The following is a 24862-nucleotide window of genomic DNA, read 5'->3' on the forward strand; positions in this document are numbered from 1 at the left end:
CGGGAATTGCTCTATCTTATTGTAAGATCGCGTTTCCTTCACGCGAGCCGGGATCCACTTCGCATGAAAATGCTCTAGCCGATCCGTAGCGCGTTTCGAGGTGGGCGAGGTAGGCCTCGGTTCCGAGCGGGCGGCCGGTCGCCTGCTCGAGCAGCGCATCGGTGGGCAGGCGGCTGCCTTGCTCGTGGACGTGGCGACGCAGCCAGCCGCGCAGCGGCGCGAAATCGCCCGCGGCGAGGCCCGGCAGGATCCCCGGCTCGTCGCGCTTGGCCGCGGTGAAGAGCTGGGCGGCGGCCATCGCGCCGAGCGTGTAGGTCGGGAAGTAGCCCCAGGCGCCGCTCGGCCAGTGGATGTCCTGCAGGCAGCCGAGGCGGTCGTTCGGAACTTCGAGCCCGAGCAGGTTGCGCATGCCGTCGTTGAACGCGCCCGGCAGGTCGGCCACTGCGAGGTCGCCGGCGATGAGGGCCGATTCGAGGTCGTAGCGGAGCAGGACGTGCGCCGGGTAGGTCGCCTCGTCGGCGTCGACCCGGATGAAGCCGGGCTCGACCCGGGTGTGCAGGCGGTGAAGGTTCTCGGGCGTGAAGGCGGCCCCGTCGCGCCCGAATTCCGTACGGACCAGGGGCGCCAGGAACGCGAAGAATTCGCGGCTGCGGCAGGCCTGCATCTCGACGATGAGCGATTGGCTCTCGTGCAGGCTCATGCCGCGGGCCTTGCCGACCGGCTGGTTGCGCCACGCGGCCGGGCGGCCCTGCTCGTAGAGCGCGTGGCCGGTCTCGTGCAGCACCCCCATCAGCGCACGCCCGAAATCGGCGGCGTCGTAGCGCGTGGTGATCCGCACGTCGTCGGTGGCGCCCCCGCAGAACGGGTGCAGGCTGATGTCGAGGCGCCCGCGCGCGAAGTCGAAGCCGAGCGCACGCATCAAGGCCAGCCCGATCCGCCGCTGCGCCTCAACCGGGAACGGGCCGTCGAGCGGCAGCGGCGCGGGCTCGCGCGCCTGCCGCTCGCGTGCCTCGGCCACCAGCCCGGGAAGCCGGGTGCGCAGATCGGCGAAGAGCGGATCGATGGTCGCGCGCCGCATGCCCGGATCGTACTCGTCGAGCAGCGCGTCGTAGGTGCCGAGCCCGAGGGCCGCCCCCTTGATCGCCCCGATCTCGCGCTGGAGTCGCAGCACCTCGGCCAAGTGCGGCAGCAGCATCCTGAAATCCGACTGCGCGCGGGCCTCGCGCCAGACCATCTCCGCCTTCGAGATCGCCCGCGAGCTCGCCTCGACGAGGTCGCCCGGCACCGCCGCGGCATGGGCGTGGAGGCGGCGCATCTCGGCGAGGTTCGCAGCCCGCCACGGGTCGAGGGCGGTCTCGTCGGCAGCCGACAGCGCGTCGGCGGTCTCGGGCGCCGTCAGGATCTCGTGGGCGATGCCGCGCAGGACCGCGAGCTGGTCGGCGCGGCCGTCGGCGGCACCGTCCGGCATCAGGGTCTGCGAGTCCCAGCCGAGGATGCCGGCGGCGGCGCCGATCGCGTCGAGGCGGGCGAAGCGGCGTTCGAGGCTGGAATAGACGTTCACGATGCGAAGGCCCCGCGGTGACGATCCGGCCGCGAACGGCCGGGATGGGTGCTCTCGTCATAGGCGGCCGTCGGCGCTGCGAACACCCCGACCGGGGCCGAAGACGCTCGCGAGCCCATATCGGCGAGCCCGACCGCGCCTTCCGAGCCGAAAACCCCATATGGTCGCGATGCGCCGCAGGCGTCGCCGACACCGGAGCCGTTTCGTGGATCGCCGCGCCTTCGTCGCCGCAGCCCTGGCCTGCACTGGCCTCGTCGGAGGATCGGCGGCAAGCACCGCGCCCGAACCCGCGGCGATCCCGGACGGTCGCCCGGTGCGGATCGCCATGCTGCTATTTCCGGGCATGACGGCGCTCGACGTCGTCGGGCCGCAGGAGATCCTCGCGGGCCTCGCACCGGGAAACCTGCATCTCGTCGCACGGGCGGCAGGTCCCGTGGCGAGCGACACCGGGCTCGCCCTCCTCGCCACCGCCGACTTCGAGACCTGCCCGCGCGACCTCGACGTGCTGTTCGTTCCCGGCGGGGACGGCACGCCCGACCAGATGCGCGACGCTGCGACCCTCGCCTTCCTGCGCGATCGCGCCGACCGGGCCGCCTGGGTCGCCAGCGTCTGCACCGGGTCGCTGATCCTTGGAGCAGCGGGATTGCTCTCGGGGTACCGCGCGACCTCGCACTGGTGCGTGCGCGACACCGTGCTGCCGCTGCTCGGCGCGGTGCCGGTCGACGAACGCGTGGTGTTCGATCGCAACCGCGCCACCGCGGCCGGCATCTCGGCCGGGCTCGATTTCGCCCTGGCGCTCGCGGCCAAGCTCCGCGGCGAGGCCTATGCCCGCACCAGCCAGCTCGTGGCGGAATACGCGCCGCGCCCGCCCTTCGATGCCGGAAGCCCGTCCGCGGCCGGCCCCGCGATCACCCGCGCGGCGGACGCGATCCTCGCGCCGCTCGTCGCGGGCGCACTGGCTGCGAGCCGCAACCGGTGAACCGCCCCGCAGCGCACGCCTCCGTGAACGGGCGCGCCGGAACGGCAACCACGGGTAAGCATTCTGGCAGGTGAAGCCGTCGCGAGGCGACGGCCGCCATCCTGGACCACTACGCCGGACCTGCCATGATCCTCGGAATGCTCGTCTCGGCCGTCATCGCGGCGCTCGGCCTGCTCGTGGCGCTCGGCCGGATCGGCCATCCGATCGACGGGCAGGTGCTCACCAATTTCGGCTGGGGCGGCGTGATCATCGGCGTCGCGCTGTTCGGCTTCTTCGCCTACCTGATGCGCGGGCGCCGACGCCCGGTGGCGTGAGCCGTGACGGTGTCAGGCGATGCGGATCAGCGGCTCGCGACGCAGTGCCGGCGTCGCGCCGACCTCGACGCGCTGGCGCTCGCGGGCGATGTAGGCCGTCGGCATGATCGCCTGCATGTCCGCCTCGACCGCGCGCAGGGTCGCGTCGGAGTGGCATGGATGCAGGTGGATGATCGCCAGCGCCTTCACGCGGGCGGCCTGCGCCAGCTCGACGCCCTTCTGCCAGGTCGAGTGGCCCCAGCCTCGGCAGGTCGGGTATTCGCAGTCGGTGAACATGCCGTCGTAGACGATCAGGTCTGCATCCTCGACGAAGCGCATCAGGGCGGCGTCCGGCCAGGGATCGGTGTGCTCGATGTCGCTGATGATGCAGAGCCGTTTCCCGTCATGCTCGAACCGATAGCCGACAGAGCCCTGGGGATGGTTGAGCAGGATCGTGTCGACGGTCGCGCCGTCGGAGAAGGTCAGGGTCTCGCCGGCACGGAAGCCGTGATGCTTGAGCGTGCAGGGCAGGACGTCGAGTGTAACCGGGAAGAGCGGCGGCGCGTATAACCGACCGAGCGTGTCCTCGGCCGACTGCCCGTCGAGGTTCCCGCACCAGGTGTGGACGGTCCGCTCGGGATCGAACACCGCCGGCTTGAAGAACGGCAGTCCGCCGGTGTGGTCGAGATGGAGGTGGCTGAAGAGAAGATCGACGTCCTTCGGCAGGTCCTGCCGGTTGTGCTGGCCGCACGCGTAGAGTCCGGAGCCCGCATCGACGACGAACAGGCGCTCGCCGCAGCGCACCTCCATGCACGGGGTGTTGCCGCCGAACTCGGCGTATTCCGGGCCGCTCACCGGCGTCGAACCACGCACGCCCCAGAAGCGCAGCGTGAGACCGCCGTCCGATACTGGACTTCTCGACATCGTCATCACGGGTCGTTTTCGTTCGGATGGTCCGATCGCCTTCGATCTGGAACCGTTCTCCGCTTCGCCGTCAATGCGACCGAGGCGGTGGGCGGACGGTGGTTTTCTCATCGCCGCTCTCTGACAGGGGTTGAGATGGGTGGCCGCCGCACGCTGCGATGTGCGAGCCCGCACATGGGATAAGTCTCATCCACGCCTCGCGTTTCGGAGATCACGGGCGTTCGGCGAGGGCGAGCGGACCGGTCGGAGCCCGAACGGGCACCGTCGGATCGCCGGCGCCGGACGCCCGGACGAGCCGCGGAAGCCGGTCCCGGTAGCGGGAAAGGAGGCCGTCGAAGCGATCGGCCTCGCGCTCGTAGGACGGCACGAAGCCGGCCATATGGGTCGGGGACAGGGGCGAGCCCGGCGCCGCCCAGGCAGCCCAGGTCGCCTCGGGCACCGGTGGCGCGCGCCGACGGGCGGGGATGACGATCGTCTCCAACCCGGCATAGGCCAGCGCCTCGGGGCGGCTGACCTCGCCGAGCGACGTGCCCTTGGCGGCGAGCGCCGCCCAGAAAGCGTGTTGGCCGCCGTCGGAATAGCTGGTGCGGATCGCGGCCGCCCCATCGTCGACGAAGGCGGCGATGCGGGCCTCCTCCGCCGCTCGGCGGGTGACGACGGCGGCTTCCTTGGCCGGGTCCTTCGACGGCGCGAAGACGTAGCGGCCGCCCTCGACGCCGACCTGCAGCTCGTCGCCGGTCGCCTCGAACCGGTCCGCGCCCGCCTTGAGCTCGCGCCAGAACCCGATGTTCGGATCGGTGCGATAGCGCGCCATGTTCTCCGCGGTCATCCGGAACGGATAGGCCTGGAACTGGAACGCCGCCTGCCCGCCCTTCAGCGCGTCGCGGGCGATCGCGTAGATCTCGCCGACGGTGTGGTCCATCATCGCGAAGCAGCCCATCGACGAGCACACGCCGTGCACCATCACCGCCGAGCCGGTTCCGCCATGCGCCCGGTCGTAGGCATTCGGGTAGCCGACGTCGAAGGACAGGTAGTAGTGCGAGTTCGGGTTCATCTGGCGCTGCGGCACCATGTAGAAGCCCTCCGGCGTCTGCCGGTCGCCGTTCTTGCGCTTGGGACCGAGCTGGCCGGACCACCGGCAGATCGGGAAGGTCTTGAGGTAAACGAAGCGGCCGCCGGCGGCCTTCTTCCACACCTCGATCTCGGAATCCTTCTTATAGGCCCGGAACAGCACCGGCGCCTGCGGGCTCGTGCCCTTGGCCGCCATCAGCGCGAGGGTGGCGGCGGGGATCGGCGCCTCGGCCTTGGCGTTCTGCGCCGACGCGTCGCCCGCGAACAGCAGGGCGAGCACGACGGCGAAGCCGGTCTGGACCAGACCTTTCAGACGGTGGGCGGGAGGCATCGCGGGGCCGGGGCGGGAGGGTCGCGCGACGCCGCGGCCGACACGGCCGCGCACGGGACGGGCACGCGGCCCGAACCTGTGCGGCCAATACGGCGTCCGTATGGCTTCATGCCGGCTCGAGCGCGCGGGCGGGCTTCGCCGGCACTGGAACCACGGTGCTGTTCTCCACGGCGATCACCGAATCGAACGGGTCGAGGACGTCGAGGTCGGCGGCGTCGGGGACGCAGACGATGAGGCCGCGGCCGGCCCGGGCCGCGCGCAGGCGGGTGATCCGCGCCGCGATCTCGGCGGGCTTGCGCTCGTCGAGCAGGATCGCGACGACCACGATGTCGGGCTGGCGGATCAGGCAGCGGGCGAGGTCGATCGCAATCCGGGTCTCGACCGGGATCGCGCCCTCGCCGAGCACCGAGCCGGTGCCCGCGCTTCCGGGCTCGACCCGGCTGTCGAGGCCGAGCCGATAGACCGACGCTTCCAGGCCCTCCTCGGTCAGCACACGCCGGACGATCGCCCGCACCCGCGGCTCCGCCCCGGCCTCTCCGAGGCTGACGCGGCCGAACAGCAGGTTCTCCTCGACGCTGGCCGCCGGGTTGATCCGCGTGGGATCGTGGAACTCGACCGCGGCGGCGAGATGCGCCGGCAGCATCCGCGCGAAGGAGTGGCGGGCGGCGACGAGCCGCTCCTCGAACGCGGCGTCGATCAGCCCGAAGCGGTGGCGGGTTTCGCTGTAGCGCAACGCCAACCCGATGAGCCGCTCGCGGTCGCGCTGGCCCGCCGGGCCGCGACGCAGCGCGACCGCATTCGGCTGGCGCACCACCAGATCCTCGAAGTAGCCGCGCTCGTCGGCCGGAAAGAGGGAGAACGCGTCGAACAGCGGATGGTCGTTGGGAAGATCGGCGAAGATCTCGACGGTGCTGCGCGCGACCGCGAGGCCGATCTCCGTGAGCGGGCGGACGAGGTCTTCCGCCTCCAGCACGGCGCGCATGTAGGGATGGCGAGCGAGGCGCTTGGGCGCGAAGGACTGGCCCACGGGCTCGCCGAACAGGATGTTCTCGCCGACCGTGGCCTGATGGTTGTAGCGGGCGGGATCGAACGGCTCGACCAGGCGCTCCGCCCCTTCCGCCATCAGCATCGTCCGCATCGTGGCGCGGGCGGCCACCAGGGCGCGGGCGAAGTCGGGGGCGGCGACCGGATCGACCCGGGCGAGGAGGCCGCGGGAATAGGCGAAGGCATCGAGCCCGGTGATCCGCAGGATCTCGACGAAGGCGGGCTGATCGGGAGCGGCCGCGGGATCGGCGCCGTAGAGGATGTTGGCGCGGAGCGTCCCCTCGACCAGGATCGCCTCGCCGGCGGCGAACGCGATGCGGCGGGCGCGATCCGCGGCGTCGAACGCGCCGAGATCGTGCCCGGCATAGGTGACGTTGCCCGCCGTCGGCGCGACCTGGCCCGCGAGGATCGCCGCGAGCACCCGGGCGCCGCTGCCGCGGATGCCTGTGATCGCGACGTGCGAGGGCATCGCCAGCGTGAGGTCGACCCCCGAGAGCCGTTCGCCGGTCGCCGCGTCGTAGGCGCCGACGCTCCGCGCCGCGAGATCGCCGGCGCGGGGGACGGCGAGCCCGCCCTTGCGCCCGCGTCGCCCCTCCAGGGCCGCGATCGTGCGGGTGGTTTCGCGGAAGACCGGCTTCAACCCCTCGCGCAGACGCCAGAGGTTGAGCGTCAGGGCGATCAGGATCGCCGCGATCGCGAAGGCGCCGGCCGCCGCGACCAGGGCGGCGGGGTCGACGTCGCGGGCGGGCGGCGCACCGTTGCCGCCGCCGCGCCACAGGGCGGCACCGGCGGCCATCGCCGGCAGGATGATGGACAGCGCCAGGGAGGGCGCACGGGCATAAGCGAGCTTCGCCTCGGCGCTCGCCAGCGCCGCGCGGGTGGCCGCGGCCTTCTCGGCGATGCGCGCGCGCTCCAGGGTCGCCGAGCCGTGGATCCGCACCGCCGGCATGCGTCGGACCAGATCCCCGAGCGTCCGCTCCGCAAGCGCGCTCGAGCGCAGGCGCAGAGCGCTCCGCGAGGCCGAGCGGCGAAGGATCAGCTCGCGCGCCATCGCGGCCGCGAACAGGCCGACCGCCGCGGCGGGCACCAGCCGCGGGGCGGCCAGGGCGGCGAAGCCCAGGGCGACGAGGATCGCGCCGAGCGCCATCGCCGGCACGAGGATGCCGATGGCGAGCAGGCCGTCGACCCGGCCGAGCGCCTGCCCGAGGAGGCCGGCGAGGCCGCGCGCCTCCTCGCGGGCACCCGGCGGCGCATCGAGGATCGCCGCGGTCGCGGCCTCGCGCATGCGCAGGACCGCACGGCTCTGGGCCGAGAAGCTCAGGGCGGCGACGAACCAGCCGAGGCCGGCGAGCGCCAATGCGCAGGCGGAGAGACCGAAGAAGGCCGCGCGTTCGAGGTCGAGCGGCGCCAGGCTCCAGCCCGGAACCAGGACGAAATCGTCGGCCGTGCGGGCGATGGCGACGCGCAGGAAGACCAGTGCCGTCGCCTCGTCGTGGCCCAGGGTGTGGACGAGGTCGCGCAGGCAGAGCAGGGCGAGGATGCAGAGCGGGCCGCCGAGGCCGAGCGCCAGCGCGACCGCGGCGAGGTGGCGCCCGCGCGCCGCGCGCCAGGCGAGAACGATCGGATCAGGCTCCATGGCCGCTCACGTGATCGAAGGCTTTCGCATCGGCCGGTCCCGGGCGGCCGCCGGATCGCACGCCGCCTCCCAGCGCATAGGCGCTCTTCGGTCCCGCGAAAAGCGCGCCACCACACGCCGCGCTCGCCGGCGGACAACGCGGCCAATCGCCCCCTGTCGCTCAGCTTGGAATTCTTCCATAGCGCGTGGCATCGGCCGGGCAAGAGCGAACCTCCGTCGCATTGCTTTGACGGTGCAGACCGGGTCAACCTTGCGGGACCGGGCTGCGGGCATGGCGAGGCAGGGTCGAACATCTTGGTGACGCTCTCCACCGACGACATGCGGCGGTCTCGGCGCCCGCGGGCCATCGCCTGATGGCGCAGCTGTTCTCGCCGGGCGCCGACGCGATCTACCGGCTCGCCCTGCTCACCGGCGTGGCGTGCCTTGCCGGCATCCCGATCGTCGCGGCGGGGATCGTGCGCTCGGATTACGTCACCGGCGTCGGGGTCGCCCCGGCCCAGCCGGTGCCGTTCAGTCATAAGCATCATTCCGGCGAGCTCGGGGTCGACTGCCGCTACTGCCACACGACGGTGGAGACCCAGGCGACCGCCGGCATTCCGCCGACCCACACCTGCATGACCTGCCATTCGCAGATCTGGACCGGGTCCGACATGCTGAAGCCGGTGCGCGACAGCTTCGCGCGCGACGAGCCGCTTCAATGGGTGCGCCTGAACAAGCTGCCGAGCTACGTCTACTACAACCACTCGGTCCATGTGACGAAGGGGATCGGCTGCTCGACCTGCCACGGCGACGTGACCAGCATGCAGATGACCTACCGCGCCAACGCCTTCGAGATGCAGTTCTGCCTCGACTGCCACCGCGATCCGGCGAAGTACGTCCGCCCGCAGGAGCAGGTCTGGAACATGACGTGGAAGCCGCCTGAGAACCAGGCAACCCTCGGGCCCGAGCTCGTCGCCAAGAACCACATCCGGGGGGGCGAGCGCCTCACCGAATGCGCGATCTGTCATCGCTGATGGGGACGGACCGCACATGACCGGGCATCACGACATCGGCGCGATCCGCGCGCGCCTGGCGTCCGGCGACGGGCCGGCCTTCTGGCGCAGCCTCGACGCGGTCGCCGACACGCCCGAGTTCCGAAGCTACCTGGAGGCCGAGTTTCCCGCCGCGGCGCGGCTCGCGGCCTCGCCGGAGCGGCGCGGCTTCCTGAAGCTGATGGCCGCCTCGTTCGCGCTTGCCGGATTGTCCGCCTGCGACTCGAGCGACGGGCGGCACTACGAGCTGCCCTACGTCAACGCGCCCGAGCGGATCCTGCCCGGCGCGCCGCTCAGCTACGCCTCGTCGGCGCTGCTCGACGGGTTCGCCAACGGCATCCTGGTCACCACCCGGAATGGCCGCCCGCTGAAGATCGAGGGCAACCCCGACCATCCCTGGAGCCTGGGCGGCACCGACGTGCTGGCGCAGGCCTCGGTGCTCGGCCTCTACGATCCGTTCCGCTCGCAGGCGGTGCAGCATATCGGGCGGCCGAGTTCGTGGGCCGCCTTCCAGGGCGCGATGCTGGCGCAGATGCCGGCCTGGCAGGCGAAGGGCGGCGAAGGCCTCGCCCTGCTTACCGGCCCGGTAACCTCGCCGTCGCTCGAGGCCGAGATCGCGCGGATGCGGAAGACCTATCCGGCGATGCGCTGGTACGTCAGCGCAGGCGTCGCGCGCGACGGCCTCTACGAAGGAGCCCGGCGCGCCTTCGGCCGGCCGGTCGAGACGCTTCCCGAGTTCGCCAAGACGCGAACCATCGTGTCCCTCGACGGAGACATGCTCGACCTCGGCCCCGGGCAGGTCGGGCTGGCGCGGCGCTGGAGCGACGCGCGAAAGGCATCCTACGCGGCCGGCAACCTCCTCACCCTCCACGCCGCCGCAGCGACGCCGACGCTGACCAGCGCCAAGGCAGACTACGGGATCGCGGTCGCCGCCACGCGGATGGAAGCCCTGGCGCGGGACCTGCTGAGCCTCGCCGAGGGCGGAACGGCATCCTCCGCCAACGACGCGTCGGCGGCTTGGCTCGAGCGTGCGTCCGCTGCGCTGAACGCGGCCCGCGGCGCCGGCCTCGTCACCACCGGGCTCAGCGGCTCGCCGGCGTTGCATGCGCTCGTCCACCGGCTCAACGGCGCCTTGGGCAACGCCGGCACGACGGTGCGGCATACCGCACCGGCCCAGGCGATCGGCGCCGGGACGCTCCGCGACCTCAGCACCGCCATGGCGGAGGGCTCGGTCGAGACCTTGATCGTGCTCGGCGTGAACCCGGTCTACGAGGCGCCGGGCGCCCTCGACTTCGCGCAGGCCATGGAGCGCGTGCCGCTGAAGATCCATGCCGGCCTCTACTACGACGAGACCGCGGCCCATTCCGATTGGCACCTGCCGCTGGCGCATCCGCTCGAATCCTGGGGCGATGCCCGCTCCCTCGACGGCACCGTCGGCCTGATCCAGCCGACCGTCGCGCCGCTCTACAACGGCCGCGCCGCCAACGAGCTGCTGGGATTCCTCGACCGGGGCACGATCGGCAACGGCCTCGATCTGCTGAAGCAGCGGATGCGCGGCGAATCCGAGACCGACGCCACGTTCCAGGCCCGCTTCGAGGAGGCCCTGCGCAGCGGCTTCCTGCCCGACAGCGCGGCCAAGCCCGAGACGACGGTGCTGACCGAGGCCGCCTCGGCGCCGGCAAAGCCTCCGGAAGCGCCGCAGGAGACCATCGAGGTGGTGTTCCGCCCCGACCCCACCATCTGGGACGGGACGCTGGCCGATCTCGGCTGGCTGCAGGAACTGCCCAAGCCCCTGACGAAGATCGTTTGGGAAAACGTCGTCGGTGTCAGCCCGAAGCTCGCCGAGCGACGTGGGCTCGCCAACGGCGACATCGTGCGCATCGCCGCGGACGGGCGCGCGATCGAAGGTCCGGTCTGGATTACGCCCGGGCAGGCCGAGAACACGGTCAGCCTCGGGCTCGGCTACGGGCGCAACGTGCCCGATCACCTCGCGAAGGGCCTGGGATACGCCGCCAACGTGCTGCGGCCGGCGATGGACCCATGGCTGCTGGAGGGCGCGACGCTCGCCGCGACCGGCCAGCGCCGGATGCCCGCGACCACCCAAGATCTCGGCACGATGGAGGGGATGGATCTCGTCCGCGTCCAGCACCAGGGCGCGAAGCCGGTCGGCGATGCCAAGGCCTACGAGCTGGTCTCGTTCTACCCGAAGCCCGCAGCCGCAGAACGCGGCGCGGAGGCCGCCTGGGCCATGGCGATCGACCTCGATTCCTGCATCGGCTGCAACGCCTGCATCACCGCCTGCCAATCCGAGAACAACATCCCGGTCGTCGGGCGCGAGGAAGTCGAGCGCGGCCGATGGATGGGCTGGCTGCGGGTGGACCGCTACTTCTCCGGCACGCTCGATGCGCCCGAGACGCATTTCCAGCCCGTGCCGTGCATGCATTGCGAGAACGCACCCTGCGAGGTCGGCTGCCCGGTGGAGGCAACGCTGCACGACAGCGAGGGCCTGAACCTGCAGGTCTACAATCGCTGCGTCGGCACGCGGACGTGCCAGAGCTATTGCCCGTACAAGGTCCGGCGCTTCAACTATCTCGATTATACCGGCGACATGCCGGTGGTGGCGCAGCAGCAGCGCAATCCCGACGTGACGGTGCGCGCCCGCGGCGTGATGGAGAAGTGCACCTACTGCGTCCAGCGCATCGCCGCGGCCCGCATCGACTCGGCCAAGGACGCGCACGCGCCGATCCCGGACGGTGCCGTCGAGACCGCCTGCCAGGGCGCCTGCCCCACCCGCGCCATCACCTTCGGAAACCTCTCGGACCCCGGCAGCCGGATCGCCTCGGCGCGAGCGGACGGCCGCAACTACGCCCTGCTCGGCGAGCTGAACACGCGCCCGCGGACGACCTACCTCGCGAGCCTCGCGCCGTCGGCAAAGGAGGGCTGACGCCATGTCGGGAGCCACGCTCCAGCCACCATCCGGCACCGGCCTGATCGGCCCCGACGCGACGCTGCACGGCATCGGCCGCGCCGTCGCTTCGGTCCCGCTGACGCATCCGTTGAACCGCCGCTGGTGGATCGCCTTCGCCGGCGCGCTCGCCCTGCTCGGCCTGTTCGGCGGGGTGCTGTGCTACCTGCTCCTGACGGGCGTCGGCATCTGGGGGAACAACAACGCCGTCGTGTGGGCGCTCGACATCGCGAGCTACGATTGGTGGATCGGCGTTGCCAGCGGCAGCCTCCTCGTCTCCGCGGTGCTGCTCCTGCTCGGGGCGGAATGGCGCGGCGCCGTCAACCGGGTCGCCGAGACGGTCGCCCTGCTCTGCACCTGCGCCGCCGGCCTCTACCCGATCATCCATCTCGGCCGGCCGTGGTTCTTCTTCTGGAACCTGCCCTATCCGAACACCTACGACCTTTGGCCGCAGTTCCGCTCTCCACTCCTGTGGGACGCGATCGACATCGTGTCCTACCTCGTGGTCTGCGTCAGCCTCTGGTACATCGGATTGCTGCCGGATCTCGCGTCGTTGCGCGACCGCGCCGTCGAGGATGCGCTGGCGCAGGAGAAGGCCCACGGCCGCCCCCGGAAGCGGTCGCTCCTGAAGGCGCAGGCCTACGGGATCGTCGCGTCGGGCTGGCGCGGATCGGCGGCGCATTGGCAGCTCTGGTCGCAGGCCTACCGCACCATCGCGCTGCTCGGCGTGCTGCTTGTGGTCTCGCTCCAGACCGGCGCCTCGGTGATGCTCGCGGGCTCGGTGATGCCGGGCTGGCACGACACGATCCTACCGGTGACCTTCCTCGTCAACGCCGTGTTCTCGGGCGTCGGCGTCACCGCCGCGATCGTGGTGCTGATCCGCTCGGTCTACCGCCTCGACGGGCTGATCTCGGCACGGCACCTCGAGATCCTCGCCCGGCTGATGCTCTGCCTCGGATGCGCCAGCCTGTACTGCTACGCCACCGAGTTCTTTTCGACGTTCCTGCACGGCGACCAGCAGGAACGCGACGTGCTGATCCGGCGGATGACGGGCGCCCATGCCTGGGCCTTCTGGACCGTCGTCGCGTGCCTGCTGATTCCGGCACAGGCGTTCTGGTCGGCCCGCCTGCGCCGGTCGCCGCTCGCGGTCGCGCTGATCGGCGTCCTGATCGCGATCGGCGCCTACGCCGACCACGTCATGGTCCTCGTGGTGACGCTGGCCCAGGATTTCCTGCCCTCCTCGCGGCTGGCCTACAGCGAGACGATCTGGGGCGTCGCCACCTTCGCCGGTTCCGTCGGCCTGTTCCTGACGCTGCTGCTGCTGTTCCTGCGCTACCTGCCGGCGGTCTCGATCACCGAGAGCCGTCGCCTGGCGCTCGCCGTCGTGCCGGCCGCGGCCGCGGCCGAGCGGAGGGCGGTGAAGGAGGCCGAGGCGCGGCCGCTTGCCAGCGAGCGGGACGGGACGGAGGACGCGCCGCTCTGGGGCGTCAGCGCCGCCTTCGCCTCGGAAGCGGACCTCGCGGCCGCCGCCACCGCCCTGTCCGGCCGCAACGACGCCCACGTCCACCTGGACGCGCACGGCCCCGTGCCGATGCCGCGCGTGCTCCGCACCCTCGGGATCGCCGGGCGCTCGATCCGCGCCTACGCGATCCTCGGCGCGCTTGCGGGCGGCGCCGCCTTCTTCGGGATGTGCGTCTACGGGACGGCCTACGACTACGTGTTCCTGATCGGCGGGCGTCCGCGCTTCTCGTGGCCGTCCTTCGTGGTGCCGAGCCTGTCCTTCGCGATGATGAGCGGCACGATCGCGGTCCACCTTGCCTTGCTGATCCTGAACCGGTTGCCGCGCTTGAACCACCCGGCGTTCAACATCCCGGGGTTCCTGCGCGCGACGGACGACCGCTACTTCCTCTCGGCCGAAGCCCAGGGCGAGCGCTTCGACGCCGACCGCGTCGTGCGCAAGCTGGCGTCCCTGCCCGCGGAAGCCGGCCGCCCGCTCGACATCCGCCGGGTGCCGCGATGAGGCGTCTCCTGGCCCTGCTCGCCGTCCTGCCGCTCGCGGCCTGCGGCGAAGCCGACATGAGCGATCAGCCGCGTGCCAAGACCTGGGACAGGAACGGCTTCTTCCCGCAGGCGATGACGATGCGCCATCCCGTCGCCGGCACCGTGCCGCGGAACGATCCGGCCAAGCCGGCGGTGCAGCCGGCGAGCATCACCGAGACCCTGCTGGCGCGCGGGCGGGAGCGGTACGGCATCTACTGCACCCCGTGCCACGGCGCCTCGGGCGACGGACGCGGGATCATCGTCGCGCGCGGCTTTCCCTCGGCCGGTCAGCTCACCACCGAACGCCAGCGCACGGCGTCGGCCGACGACCTGTACCACGCGATCTCGGAGGGGCACCGGGCGATGTACGGGATGGGCCAGATGATCCCCTCCGCGGATCGCTGGGCGATCATCGCCTATGTCCGCGCCCTGCAACGGAGCCAGGATACCGAGGTCGCGGGCCTGCCGCCCGAGGATCGGGCCAAGCTGGAGGCGTCGCGATGATGGCCGCTTACGCCTCGGCCGCACGGCGCCGTCCCGTCGCCGCGCTGCTCCTCGGCGCCGGAGCATCGATCCTCGCCGTGCTGGCGGGTGGCTGGCGCGGGGCGGCCACGTCCTACCTGGCGGCTTGGCTCGCGCTACTCGCCCTGCCGGTCGGCGCGCTTCCGATCGCCATCGCGCTCGAGCGGTTCGGCCTGCGCGAGCACGACCGCGGCGAAGGCGAGCTTTCCAAGTCCTTGCGTCGCCTCGTCGGGCTGATGCCGGTGGCAGCGATCCTGGGCGTGCCCGTCTTGTTCGGCATCGGGCAGATCTATCGATGGACCGACGCACCGCCCGCGACGCCGCTGGCCGCTTTGTGGTTCACGGTGCCGCTCTTCGCCCTGCGGGTAATCGCGTACCTCGCCGCCTGGGTCTGGCTCGCCGCGCGGTTCGTGGTCCCGGGCGAAACCCGCGACGGACGCACGATCTCCGGGGTCGCGCTGCATGCCGTCGTCGGAACCCTGGCCGTCACCGACCTCGTCGGATCCCTGGACCATCGGCTCGGCTCCAGCCTCGAAGGTCTGATCGTGCTGACGGCCTGGAGCAGCTTGGCCCTGGCCGCGGCGATCCTCCTGGCACCGGAGGAGCCGACGCCGATCGGGCGCGGGCGCGCGGTCCCCGGGCAGGACCGGCTTGTGCCGCTGGTGGTCCTGCTGAGCCTCTGGGCCTTCCTGCACTTCGTGCAGTTCCTGATCGTCTGGTCGGCGAACCTTCCTCAGGAAGTCTTGTGGTACTTCGCTCGCGGCGGCTGGCTCGGCCGTGCGTTCGCGAGCCTCGGCGGGGCCGTCGTCCTGCTCGGCGCGCTGGCGACGCTTCGGCCGGGGCGCCCGACGACGCGGGTCTTGGCGGCGCTGGTGCTCGCGCTCCACGCGGTCGAGATGTTCTGGTTCGTGACGCCCGCTCTGCGCGACCGCTTCGTGATCGGCTGGAGCGACGCCTTCGCCGCGATCGCCGTCTGCTGTCTGGCCGTGGCCCTGCTGCCGGTGGCGCAACGCCTGATGCCCGTTCTCTCGCCCCGGCGCCGGCGGAGCGCGGTCGCATGAGCACCGAGCGCACGCAGCACCGGTTCGGCTTCGTCTCGTCGATCATCTCCGGCTTGGCGATCTTGCGCCGCCGTCCTTCCTCGCCCGGGACGGCGAAGGCATCCGGCGAGGCCGGATCCTCGGACGGGCCGGGCTACGAAACCTCTGACGTCCATGTCGGCAACACGGCCCGCGTGATGGCCGGGCTGATGGTGACAGCGCTCGCCGTGATCGGAGCGATGATCTGGCTGAAGACGATGGTCTCGACCGATCAGCGCCAGGCCCTGCCGAGCCTGACCGCGCAGCAGACCGCGCGGCTCGTTCCCCCGCCACCGAACCTTCAGGCCGACCCCTACGCCGACCTCGCTGCCGAGCGTGCGGCCGAAGGCCGGCGGCTCGACGGCTACGCCTTCCTCGACGCCTCGCGGCAGCGCGCGCGCATCCCGATCGACCGTGCCATGGCGCTGACGGTCGGCCGAACGCTGGACCCGTGAGCCGATGACGCCGAAGCACGCAGCCCTCGAGCTCTGGCCGGCGGCGGCCTCCGCCGTCGCGGTCGAGACCGACTACCTGATCCTCGCCTTCACGGTGCTCACGCTGGTGCTCACCGTGCCGGTGTTCCTGGCGATCACCTGGTTCGCGATCCGGTACCGCGACGGCCAGAAGGCGAACCGCGACACCAGCGGCATCCGCTCGAACCTGATCGAGATCAGCTGGATGCTGATCCCGTTCCTGCTGACGCTGATCTTCTTCGTCTGGGGCGCGCGGCTCTTCGTGATCTCGAAGAACCCGCCGCCCGACGCGATGGTGATCGAGGCGATCGGTCGGCAATGGATGTGGAAGTTCCAGCACCCGACCGGCCAATCCGAGATCAACGACCTGCATGTGCCGATGGGCCAGCCGATCAAGCTGCGGATCATCAGCCAGGACGTGATCCATGCGCTCTACCTGCCGGCGCTCCGGGTGCAGATGGCGGCCTTGCCCGACCGCTACACCGAGCTGTGGTTCAAGGCCGACAAGCCCGGCACCTTCCACCTGTACTGCTCGGAATATTGCGGCACCGACCACTCGGCGATGGAGGGCAGCCTGACGATCCTCAGCCAGGGGGACTACCAGGACTGGCTCACCCATTCCGGGGCGCAGCAATCGAAGGTCGCGGCCGGCAAGGCGATCTACAATGCCTACGGCTGCGGAACCTGCCACGACGACGGTTCGACCGTGCAGGCGCCGAAGCTCGCCGGCCTCTACGGACGGGCGGTGCGACTGGCGGACGGGCGCACGATCACGGCCGACGAGGACTACCTTCGCGACAAGATCCGCAACCCCAACGGCAACCGGCTCGCCGAGGGCTACAAGCAGATCATGCCGAGCTTCGCCGGCGTGATCCCGGAGGACGACCTCGGCCGCCTGATCGACTTCCTGAAATCGAACACCCGCACCGTGGGCGACGCAGCGTCCGGAGAAGCCACGCGATGAGCGCATCGGGCACGATCGACAGCGGGATCGCGAACCGCGAGCCGCACGCGCCGGAGGCGACGCTCGATCGTCCGGCCGACTATCTCCACGCCCAATCGACCCTGCGCTCGTGGTTCCTCACCACCGACCACAAGCGCATCGCGATCCTCTACCTCGCCTCGATCACCGCGTTCTTCATCATCGGCGCCGTCGCCGCGGGCGTGGTGCGGCTGGCCCTCGTCGTGCCGAACGGCGCGGTGATGGCCAACGACACCTACAACAAGGCCTTCACCATCCACGGCGTGGTGATGGTGTGGTTCTTCCTGATCCCGTCGATCCCGGCGACCTTCGGCAACTTCCTGATCCCGCTGATGATCGGGGCGAAGGACCTCGCCTTCCCCAAGCTGAACCTCACGAGCTGGTACGTCTTCATGACGGGCGCGCTCTTCACGATGGTGTCGGTGGTGCTCGGCGGCATCGACACGGGCTGGACCTTCTACGCGCCGCTCTCCACCGCGTTCTCGAACGGCTGGGTCCTGCCGGCGCTGATCGGCGTGACGATCGTCGGGTTCTCGTCGATCCTGACGGGCCTGAACTTCGTCGTCACGATCCACACCATGCGCGCGCCCGGCATGACGTGGTTCAAGCTGCCGATCTTCGTCTGGACGCACTACGCCACCAGCCTGATCTTCCTGCTGGCGACGCCCGTGATCACCACGGCGCTGATCCTGCTGATAATGGAGCGCGCCTTCCACATCGGCGTGTTCGATCCGGCCTATGGCGGCGACCCGGTGCTGTTCCAGCACCTGTTCTGGTTCTACTCGCACCCGGCGGTGTACATCATGGTCCTGCCGGGGATGGGGGTGATCTCCGAGATCATCCCGGCCTTTGCCCAGAAGAAGCTCTTCGGCTACCGCTTCGTCGCCTACGCCGCGATCGGGCTCGCCTCAGTGACGTTCTTCGTCTGGGGCCACCACATGTTCATCAACGGGCAGAGCGATCTCGCCTCGCTCGCCTTCTCGGCGCTCTCCTTCGCGGTCGCCGTGCCCTCGGCGGTGAAGGTCTACAACTGGACCGCGACGATCCATAAGGGGAAGCTCCGCCTCGACACGCCGATGCTCTACGCGATGGGCTATATCGGCCTGTTCGTGCTCGGCGGCCTCACCGGCCTTTACCTGGCGACGCTGGCGATCAACCAGCACATCCACGCGACCTACTTCGTGGTCGCGCACTTCCACTACATCATGGTCGGCGGCACGGTGCTGGCCTTCCTCGGCGGGCTGCACTTCTGGTGGCCGAAGTTCACCGGCCGGATGTACAACGAGGCCTGGGGGCGGATCTCGGCGCTGCTGATCTTCCTCGGCTTCAACGTGACGTTCTTTCCGCAGTTCATCCTCGGCTACCTCGGCATGCCGCGACGCTACGCGACGTACCCGCCGGAATTCCAGCTTCTGAACGTCCTTTCCTCGGCCGGCGCGACGATCCTGGCGGCGGGCTACATCTTCCCGATGCTCTACCTCATCTATTCCCTGTGGTTCGGCAGGAAGGCGCCCGCGAATCCCTGGGACGCCAAGGGGCTCGAGTGGGAGACGACCTCGCCGCCGCCGACGCTCAACTTCGCGTCGCCGCCCGAGGTGCCGAGGGTTCCGTACGACTACCCGATCCAGGAGCAGGAAACCAAGGCGCAGCATCGATGAGCCAGCAGCGATGAGCACGGGTCTCGCCGACGGCGTCGGCATCAAGCGCGCCCACCATTTCGAGACCGTCGCGCAGCAGCGCTATGCCGCCACGCTCGGGATCTGGGCGTGGCTGATCACCGAGCTCCTGCTCTTCGCGGCCCTGTTCCTGGTGGCGCTGATCGTGCGGATCCAGCACCCGGAGGCGACGCAGGAGGCGGCGCGCCACCTGAAGTTCTGGATCGGCGCCGTCAACACGGTGGTGCTGATCGTCTCCAGCCTCACCATGTCGATGGCGATCGAGTTCTCGCGCATCGGCTGGCAGCGGGCGATGGTGCGAGCGATGCTGGCGACCGCCGCTCTCGGCAGCCTGTTCCTCGTGCTGAAGGGCTACGAGTACTACGCCGACTACGAGGAGCACATGATGCCGTTCCTCGGCTCGCGCCCCTACGAGCTGTCGGCGAGCCCGGCCTCGCGCCTGTTCGTGAACCTCTACTACGTCGCGACGCTGTTGCACGGGCTGCACCTGCTGACCGGCATCTCGCTGCTGCTTGGCATGACCTGGATCGCGTCCAAGGCGGGTTTCCTGTCGCGGCACCAGAACTGGATCGAGATCTACGGCCTGTACTGGCACTTCATCGACCTGATCTGGATCATGGCCTTCCCGATCCTCTACGTCGTCAACCGGTAGCCCGATGCGCAGCCCGCTCGCGACCCTCTCCGACGCCGACCGCGCGCTCCTGAAGGATCGGCTGCGCAAGCCGGTCCTGACCTTCCTGGCGCTGATGGGCCTGCTCGCGGTCAACGTCACCCTCGGCGCGACGCTGCCGTTCGAGCAGGTCTGGGCGCTCGAGCTCGTCGTCGTCGCGGCGATGGCGCTCGTCGTCCTCCTCGTGTCGATGGAGGTGCTGCACGAGCCGCCGCTGGTGAAGCTGTTCTCGGGCCTCGGCTTCTTCTGGGTCGCGATCATGGTCGGCATGACGCTGACGGATTACCTCGGCCGCTGACGCGCGGTGCGGTTCACGGTTGTTCGCCGTCCGAAACGCACCTAAACCGAAGTGGACATCCGGGCGGCGGACGATCCGCGCCGAGGCCCCGCCCGATCAGGTAAGTTTCCGAGACGATGTGCGAACTGCTCGGCATGAGCGCGAACGTGCCCACCGACATCCGCTTCTCGTTCGCGGCGTTGGCGCGGCGCGGCGGCGAGACTGGTCCGCACGCGGACGGATGGGGCATCAGCTTCTACGAGGGCCGCGGCTGCCGCAGCTTCCACGAGCCCGAGCCGAGCGCGAAGTCGGAACTCGCCCGCCTGCTGCGCGACTACAAGATCAAGAGCCGCATCGTCATCGGACACGTGCGCAAGGCCAATCGCGGCCGCGTCAGCCTCGAGAACACCCATCCGTTCTCGCGCGAGCTCTGGGGCCGGCGCTGGACCTTCGCGCATAACGGTCAGCTCAAGGGGGTGAAGAAGCTTCCGCTCGGCGGGTTCATGCCGATCGGGTCGACGGACAGCGAGTACGCCTTCTGCTGGATGCTCGGCCGCCTGCAGGGGCGCTTCTCGGCCCTGCCCAAGCCCGCGCTGCTCGACCGCGCGGTGGCCGACCTCTGCGCCGAGTTGCACGCGCTCGGCGTGTTCAACATGCTGCTCTCCGACAGCCGAACCCTCTACGCCCATTGCGGCAAGCGCCTGTGCTACCTCACCCGCCGGGCGCCCTTCGGCACGGCGACGCTGATCGACGAGGATTGGCGGGTGGACTTCGCCCAGGAGACCACCGAGCGCGACGTCGTGTCGGTGGTGGCGACGCAGGCGTTGACCCGCGACGAATGCTGGACCGACCTCGCGCGCGGTGACGTCATCACCCTGCGCGACGGCGCGATCCGCCTGCTGAAACCCGGCGCGCCGGCGGCGGCCACCATCGTCGTCGCGCCGAAGCCCTGTTGAGGCGAGGCGCGACGCACTTGGATGTGACGGTCGCGAAGGTGCAAGCGCGGCCGCGATAGGCTAAAGACACGGAACAACTCGAACGGCTCAGGCGCGAGCCGGACACGTTCCGCCTCGCGGCTTCGGACCACCCGCGAGCCCGCAGAAGACCGTAGATTGCGACGCATCATGACCCGCGACGAGACCGACACCCTTCCGAGCCAGTCTGGAAACGGCGACAAGGATGCGCGGCCGAACCTGTCGCACACCATCCGCTCCCATCTCGGCGACCATCTGCGCAGCGCCTACGACACGTTGGGCCAGACCGAGCTGCCGAGCCGTTTCGCCGAGCTGATCGCGAAGCTCGAGGCGGCGCTCAAGGCCCGCGGCGAGGCGATCGAGCCGGAGTTCCGCAACGGCCTGCTCGCGGCCGTGCCGAGCCTGCGCGCCTTCGCCCTGTCGCTGACCTCGAACCCGGCCCGCTCCGACGACCTCGTGCAGGATACGCTGATGAAGGGCTGGCAGCATCGCGCCCGCTTCCAGCCCGGCACCAACCTGAACGCGTGGCTGTTCACGATCCTGCGCAACATCTTCTACTCGGACCACCGCAAGCGGGTCCGCGAGGTCGAGGACCAGGACGGCTCCTACGCCGCGCGCCTGGCCACCGCCCCGCACCAGGGCGACCGTCTCGACGTCGAGGACCTGCAGACGGCGCTCGCCAAGCTCCCGCCCGACCAGCGCGAGGCGCTGGTGCTCGTCGGCGCCGAGGGCGTCTCCTACGAGGAGGCGGCGACCATCATGGGCTGCAAGGTCGGCACCGTGAAGAGCCGCGTCAGCCGGGCCCGGGGGCGGCTCGCCGAGCTGCTGGGCTACGACGAGGAAGACCTCGGCTCCGACCGGTTCATCCAGTCGGCGATGCCCAAGGACGCCTGAGAGAACGCCCGACGATCGGTCTTTTTTGACGCATCCGTTTCCGGGGGTCGTGCGTTACCGGCCCGACACTCGCACGGCGCCGGTTGGCGCGGCGAGCATCGGAAGACGGAGCTTTGCCATGCAGTTCAAGACCCTTCTGGCCGCCTCGGCCCTCGTTCTCGCCCTGCCGCTCGCCGCACAGGCGCAGGGCACCATCCGCGGTGCCGAGCGCGGCGCCGAGACCGGCTCCGATATCGGCGGCCCGATCGGCGGGATCGTCGGCGGCGCGGTGGGCGCGGCGACCGGCACCGTCGGCGGCATCCTCGGCGTCGACATGCAGCCGCGCTTCCGCAGCTACGTCCGCGAGCGCAACGTGCGCTCCTACGATTACGACGGCCGCGTCGCCGTCGGCACCACCCTGCCGGGCGACGGCGTGACCTACTACGACGTGCCCGACGAGTACCGCGTCCAGCCGGGCACCCGCTACACCGTGATCAACAACCGCCCGGTCCTCGTCGATCGCGGCCACCGCATCGTCGAAGTGATCGACTAGGCGTTTCATCGCCGCGCGACGTGCGAGGGCTCCGGGGCGACAGGCTCCGGGGCCCTTTTCCTTGGCGCCCACCGCACGCTCGGCCGCCCATGCAACGCTTCGCCGCATCGCCCGTTATGGCTCTGACGGCGAACGGGAATTCCCACCATGAACGACGACGCCATCGATCCGAAGGCCGGGCTTCCGGAGCCGGTCCGCGACCATCTCGGCCAGCAGCTGCGCTCGATGCTGTCGGTGGGCCAGGAGAAGCCGCGCTTCCTCGGCGACGATCCCGCGCCCGACGCCACCTTCGCGCCGCAGCTTCAGCGCCTGGAGACCCGGCTCAAGACCCACGAGGAGGGCACGGGCGCCGTCGAGCACGCCCTCGACCGCATCCTCGATGCCTTCGGCGTCACCCCCGACGACGGCAAGCCCGCCGGCACCAAGCCGACGGCCTGAGGGTCAGACCTTCGGGCGCGTCGCGAGCAGGTCGCGGATCTCGCCGAGGATCTTCACGTCGGCCGGCACCTCGGCGACGGCCTCGGGCTTGGCCTCCTCCTTGGTCACGAGCTTGTTCATCGCGCGGATGACCAGGAACAGCACGAAGGCGACGATCATGAAGTTGATCGCCACGGTGATGAACTGGCCGTAGCCAATCACCGCGCCCTGCTTCTTCGCCTCGGCATAGGCCGCGCCGGCCTGCACCTTCGACGACAGCGGCAGGTAGTAGTTCGAGAAGTCGAGCCCGCCGGTGATCGCGCCGATCATCGGCATGAACACGTCCTGCACCGCCGAGGTGACGATCGCCCCGAAGGCGGCGCCGATGATCACGCCGACGGCGAGATCGACCACGTTGCCGCGCAGCGCGAACTTCTTGAACTCTTCGAGCATGGCGTGTCCCCAGCCTTCAGGTACCTCACGCTACGCGTGGCGGCGGGGGCCGCCAAGCGCACGCGGGCCGGCATCCACCGTCAGATCGCCGAGGCCGGGTCCTCGCCGGACTCGATGCGGGCCGCCGGCTCGAGCCGGGCGCGGCGGCGGTACTGCGCGGCGCCGATCGGCAGGCCGACGATGTAGGCGGCGCTGATCGCCACCAGCGATTCGAACGGGAACGAGATCAGCAGGCCGAAGGCGGCCACGCCCGCCAGGAAGATCGGCAGCACCCACCCGCGCGGCACGCGCTTGCCCATGGTCTTGCCGGAGAAGGTCGGCACGGTGGAGACCACCAGCAGGGCGATGCCGAGCACGTAGACCAGAATCGCCGGCGCCGCCCAGGCCTCGAAGCCGAAGCCGAGGAAGTGCAGGTAGAGCGGCAGCATCGCCGTCATCGCGCCGGCCGGGGCCGGCATGCCGACGAAGTAGTCCTTCTTCCATTCCGGGCGGTTCGGGTCGTCGAGCATCGCGTTGAAGCGGGCGAGCCGCAGCGCCATCGCGATGGCGAAGATCAGCGCCACGATCCAGCCGAGCGATTTCAGGTTGTGGAGCGCGAAGCCGTAGAGGATCAGCGCCGGCGCGCAGCCGAAGTTGACGAAGTCGGCCAGCGAATCGAGCTCGGCCCCGAAGCGCGAGGTGCCCTTCAGGAGCCGCGCCACGCGCCCGTCGATGCCGTCGAGCACGGCGGCCGCGATGATCGCGATCACCGCCGGCTCGAACTTGCCCTCGAAGGCCAGGCGGATCGCGGTCAGCCCGAGGCAGAGCGCCATCAGGGTGATCATGTTGGGCGCGATCATCCGGAACGGCACCGGCTTGAACCGGCGCGGCCGCGGCTCGTTCGCGTCCGGCTCGAAGGGCGGGAAGAGATCGTCCATCGCCCCCTCCCCTCAGATCCGGCGGAACGAACGCTCGGGCCCGCCGCCGAGGTCGGCGAGCACGGTCTCGCCGGCGACCGCCTTCTGGCCGAGGCCGACCAGCACGCGGGTGCCGACGGGCAGGTACACGTCGACCCGCGAGCCGAAGCGGATCAGCCCGAAGCGCTCGCCGACCGAGAGCTGGTCGCCGGCCGAGACGAAGCCGACGATGCGGCGCGCCACGAGGCCGGCGATCTGCACCACGCCGACCCGCACGGGCTGGCCGCCGTGCACGGTCTCCATCACCATCCCGTTGCGCTCGTTGTCCTCGCTCGCCTTGTCGAGCTCGGCGTTGAGGAACAGCCCCGGCGTGTAGTGGATCTGCCCGATCTTGCCCGTCACCGGCACGCGGTTCACGTGGCAGTCGAACACGTTCATGAACACCGAGACCCGGGTCATCGGCACCTGGGGCAGGTCGAGCTCGGGCGGCGGCAGCACGGTCGAGATCAGGTTCACCCGCCCGTCCGCCGGCGAGACCACGAGGCCCTCGGCCACCGGCGTCACCCGCTCGGGGTCGCGGAAGAAGTAGCAGACCCACAGGGTCAGGATCAGGAACACCCAGCCGAAGAACTGCGAGAAGGTGCCGGCCAGCACGGTGAGCACGATCCCGATCACGATGAAGGGGTAGCCCTCCTTGTGGATCGGGACGAGCGTCCGGCGGATCGTCAGGAGAAGGTCGTTCATGCGGTCTTTCGGAAGGGGCGCGCGAAGGGCGCGGGGCCAACGGGGTTTTGACCCGCGCGATGGCAGCCCAGGGCGCGAAGGTCAACCGCCGGCGCCGTCGCGCGCCTCTTCCCTCCCCCCGCTGCGGGGGAGGGTGGCCCGCCCGTCAGCGAGGGCCGGAAGAAGTTAGCCACGCTTCCCTACCCCGCCCGCTGCCCCTCCGGAAGGGCTTCGCCGGCCACCACCCCCGGCAGCGGCGGGGGCAGGCTGAGCGCCAGACGGACTCGGACCCGACCTCCACCACGAACGCCGGCCCCCCCCACACGCCGGCCAGCGGCCGCATCATGCCGAAGACGCTGGTCCCGTACTACACCGAGGCCATGCCGTACCTCTCCGACAACGTCGTCGGCCGCGAAGCC

At 70.5% G+C, this 24862-nt stretch carries 23 protein-coding genes; 16 read left to right on the forward strand and 7 right to left on the reverse strand.

The genetic code is table 11. The features are described from left to right. Positions 1-16 precede the first annotated feature (16 nt). The gene (locus MKK55_RS02350) at positions 17-1561 is read right to left on the reverse strand and encodes a carboxypeptidase M32 (RefSeq protein WP_243933080.1); all 1545 of its coding nucleotides are present in this window, start codon (positions 1559-1561) and stop codon (positions 17-19) included. A gap of 325 nt (positions 1562-1886) precedes the next feature. Here MKK55_RS02350 and MKK55_RS02355 point away from each other — a divergent pair, with 325 nt between their 5' ends. Together MKK55_RS02355 and MKK55_RS02360 are read left to right on the forward strand one after the other, a co-directional pair. Continuing rightward, on the forward strand, positions 1887-2540 hold the full coding sequence (locus tag MKK55_RS02355) for a DJ-1/PfpI family protein (RefSeq protein WP_243933109.1): 654 nt from the start codon (positions 1887-1889) through the stop codon (positions 2538-2540). Between the two features lie 125 nt (positions 2541-2665). Further along, entirely contained in the window at positions 2666-2854 is a 189-nt protein-coding gene (locus tag MKK55_RS02360; protein ID WP_243933081.1) for a hypothetical protein, read from the forward strand. A 12-nt stretch (positions 2855-2866) separates the two neighbouring features. Here the strand turns inward: MKK55_RS02360 and MKK55_RS02365 are convergent, their stop codons facing one another. The 3 genes from MKK55_RS02365 to MKK55_RS02375 all read right to left on the reverse strand — a co-directional run bounded on the left by MKK55_RS02365 (position 2867) and on the right by MKK55_RS02375 (position 7839). Next, on the reverse strand, positions 2867-3763 hold the full coding sequence (locus MKK55_RS02365; protein ID WP_243933082.1) for an MBL fold metallo-hydrolase: 897 nt from the start codon (positions 3761-3763) through the stop codon (positions 2867-2869). Between the two features lie 205 nt (positions 3764-3968). Then, positions 3969-5159 (reverse strand): murein L,D-transpeptidase family protein, encoded by a 1191-nt coding sequence (locus MKK55_RS02370; RefSeq protein WP_243933083.1) that lies wholly within the window; start codon positions 5157-5159, stop codon positions 3969-3971. A gap of 106 nt (positions 5160-5265) precedes the next feature. After that, positions 5266-7839, reverse strand: a complete 2574-nt coding sequence (locus MKK55_RS02375) for an ABC transporter ATP-binding protein (RefSeq protein ID WP_243933084.1) — start codon at positions 7837-7839, stop codon at positions 5266-5268. 353 nt (positions 7840-8192) lie between these two features. Here MKK55_RS02375 and MKK55_RS02380 point away from each other — a divergent pair, with 353 nt between their 5' ends. From MKK55_RS02380 to MKK55_RS02445, 14 genes are all read left to right on the forward strand, one after another. Next, the gene (locus MKK55_RS02380; protein ID WP_243933085.1) at positions 8193-8852 is read left to right on the forward strand and encodes a cytochrome c3 family protein; all 660 of its coding nucleotides are present in this window, start codon (positions 8193-8195) and stop codon (positions 8850-8852) included. Between the two features lie 16 nt (positions 8853-8868). Next, on the forward strand, positions 8869-11814 hold the full coding sequence (locus MKK55_RS02385; RefSeq protein ID WP_243933086.1) for a TAT-variant-translocated molybdopterin oxidoreductase: 2946 nt from the start codon (positions 8869-8871) through the stop codon (positions 11812-11814). 4 nt (positions 11815-11818) lie between these two features. After that, positions 11819-13855, forward strand: a complete 2037-nt coding sequence (locus tag MKK55_RS02390) for a quinol:electron acceptor oxidoreductase subunit ActD (protein WP_243933087.1) — start codon at positions 11819-11821, stop codon at positions 13853-13855. After that, complete coding sequence (locus MKK55_RS02395) at positions 13852-14379, forward strand: c-type cytochrome (protein ID WP_243933090.1); 528 nt, start codon at positions 13852-13854, stop codon at positions 14377-14379. Before MKK55_RS02390 ends, MKK55_RS02395 begins: the two co-directional genes overlap by 4 nt. Beyond that, the gene (locus MKK55_RS02400; protein WP_243933092.1) at positions 14376-15458 is read left to right on the forward strand and encodes a hypothetical protein; all 1083 of its coding nucleotides are present in this window, start codon (positions 14376-14378) and stop codon (positions 15456-15458) included. The genes MKK55_RS02395 and MKK55_RS02400 overlap by 4 nt, the downstream gene beginning before the upstream one ends. After that, positions 15455-15931, forward strand: coding sequence for a hypothetical protein (locus MKK55_RS02405; protein WP_147842547.1), 477 nt, complete (start codon positions 15455-15457; stop codon positions 15929-15931). Before MKK55_RS02400 ends, MKK55_RS02405 begins: the two co-directional genes overlap by 4 nt. 4 nt (positions 15932-15935) lie before the next feature. Continuing rightward, complete coding sequence (gene coxB, locus MKK55_RS02410; protein WP_243933094.1) at positions 15936-16913, forward strand: cytochrome c oxidase subunit II; 978 nt, start codon at positions 15936-15938, stop codon at positions 16911-16913. Then, positions 16910-18589: a cbb3-type cytochrome c oxidase subunit I gene (locus tag MKK55_RS02415; protein WP_243933096.1), complete on the forward strand. Its 1680-nt coding sequence runs from the start codon at positions 16910-16912 to the stop codon at positions 18587-18589. Before coxB ends, MKK55_RS02415 begins: the two co-directional genes overlap by 4 nt. 10 nt (positions 18590-18599) lie before the next feature. Then, positions 18600-19259: a cytochrome c oxidase subunit 3 gene (locus tag MKK55_RS02420; RefSeq protein ID WP_147842550.1), complete on the forward strand. Its 660-nt coding sequence runs from the start codon at positions 18600-18602 to the stop codon at positions 19257-19259. 4 nt (positions 19260-19263) lie between these two features. Further along, positions 19264-19575 carry an oxidase gene (locus MKK55_RS02425; protein ID WP_147842551.1) on the forward strand — a complete coding sequence of 104 codons (312 nt, stop codon included), beginning with the start codon at positions 19264-19266 and terminating at the stop codon, positions 19573-19575. A 116-nt stretch (positions 19576-19691) separates the two neighbouring features. Next, positions 19692-20510, forward strand: a complete 819-nt coding sequence (locus MKK55_RS02430) for a class II glutamine amidotransferase (RefSeq protein ID WP_243933097.1) — start codon at positions 19692-19694, stop codon at positions 20508-20510. Between the two features lie 168 nt (positions 20511-20678). Further along, positions 20679-21422: a NepR family anti-sigma factor gene (locus tag MKK55_RS02435; protein WP_147726015.1), complete on the forward strand. Its 744-nt coding sequence runs from the start codon at positions 20679-20681 to the stop codon at positions 21420-21422. 118 nt (positions 21423-21540) lie between these two features. Continuing rightward, complete coding sequence (locus MKK55_RS02440; protein ID WP_147726014.1) at positions 21541-21954, forward strand: DUF1236 domain-containing protein; 414 nt, start codon at positions 21541-21543, stop codon at positions 21952-21954. Positions 21955-22101: 147 nt separating this feature from the next. After that, the gene (locus tag MKK55_RS02445) at positions 22102-22392 is read left to right on the forward strand and encodes a hypothetical protein (RefSeq protein ID WP_147726013.1); all 291 of its coding nucleotides are present in this window, start codon (positions 22102-22104) and stop codon (positions 22390-22392) included. 3 nt (positions 22393-22395) lie between these two features. Here MKK55_RS02445 and mscL read toward each other — a convergent pair whose 3' ends face one another. The 3 genes from mscL to MKK55_RS02460 all read right to left on the reverse strand — a co-directional run bounded on the left by mscL (position 22396) and on the right by MKK55_RS02460 (position 24464). Beyond that, on the reverse strand, positions 22396-22824 hold the full coding sequence (mscL, locus tag MKK55_RS02450; protein WP_147726012.1) for a large conductance mechanosensitive channel protein MscL: 429 nt from the start codon (positions 22822-22824) through the stop codon (positions 22396-22398). Positions 22825-22904: 80 nt separating this feature from the next. Further along, the gene (pssA, locus tag MKK55_RS02455; protein WP_147726011.1) at positions 22905-23741 is read right to left on the reverse strand and encodes a CDP-diacylglycerol--serine O-phosphatidyltransferase; all 837 of its coding nucleotides are present in this window, start codon (positions 23739-23741) and stop codon (positions 22905-22907) included. Positions 23742-23753: 12 nt separating this feature from the next. Further along, positions 23754-24464 carry a phosphatidylserine decarboxylase gene (locus MKK55_RS02460; protein WP_243933100.1) on the reverse strand — a complete coding sequence of 237 codons (711 nt, stop codon included), beginning with the start codon at positions 24462-24464 and terminating at the stop codon, positions 23754-23756. Between the last annotated feature and the right edge of the window lie 398 nt (positions 24465-24862).

It is taken from the genome of Methylobacterium sp. J-059 (genome assembly GCF_022829485.1).
Lineage (GTDB): Bacteria > Pseudomonadota > Alphaproteobacteria > Rhizobiales > Beijerinckiaceae > Methylobacterium.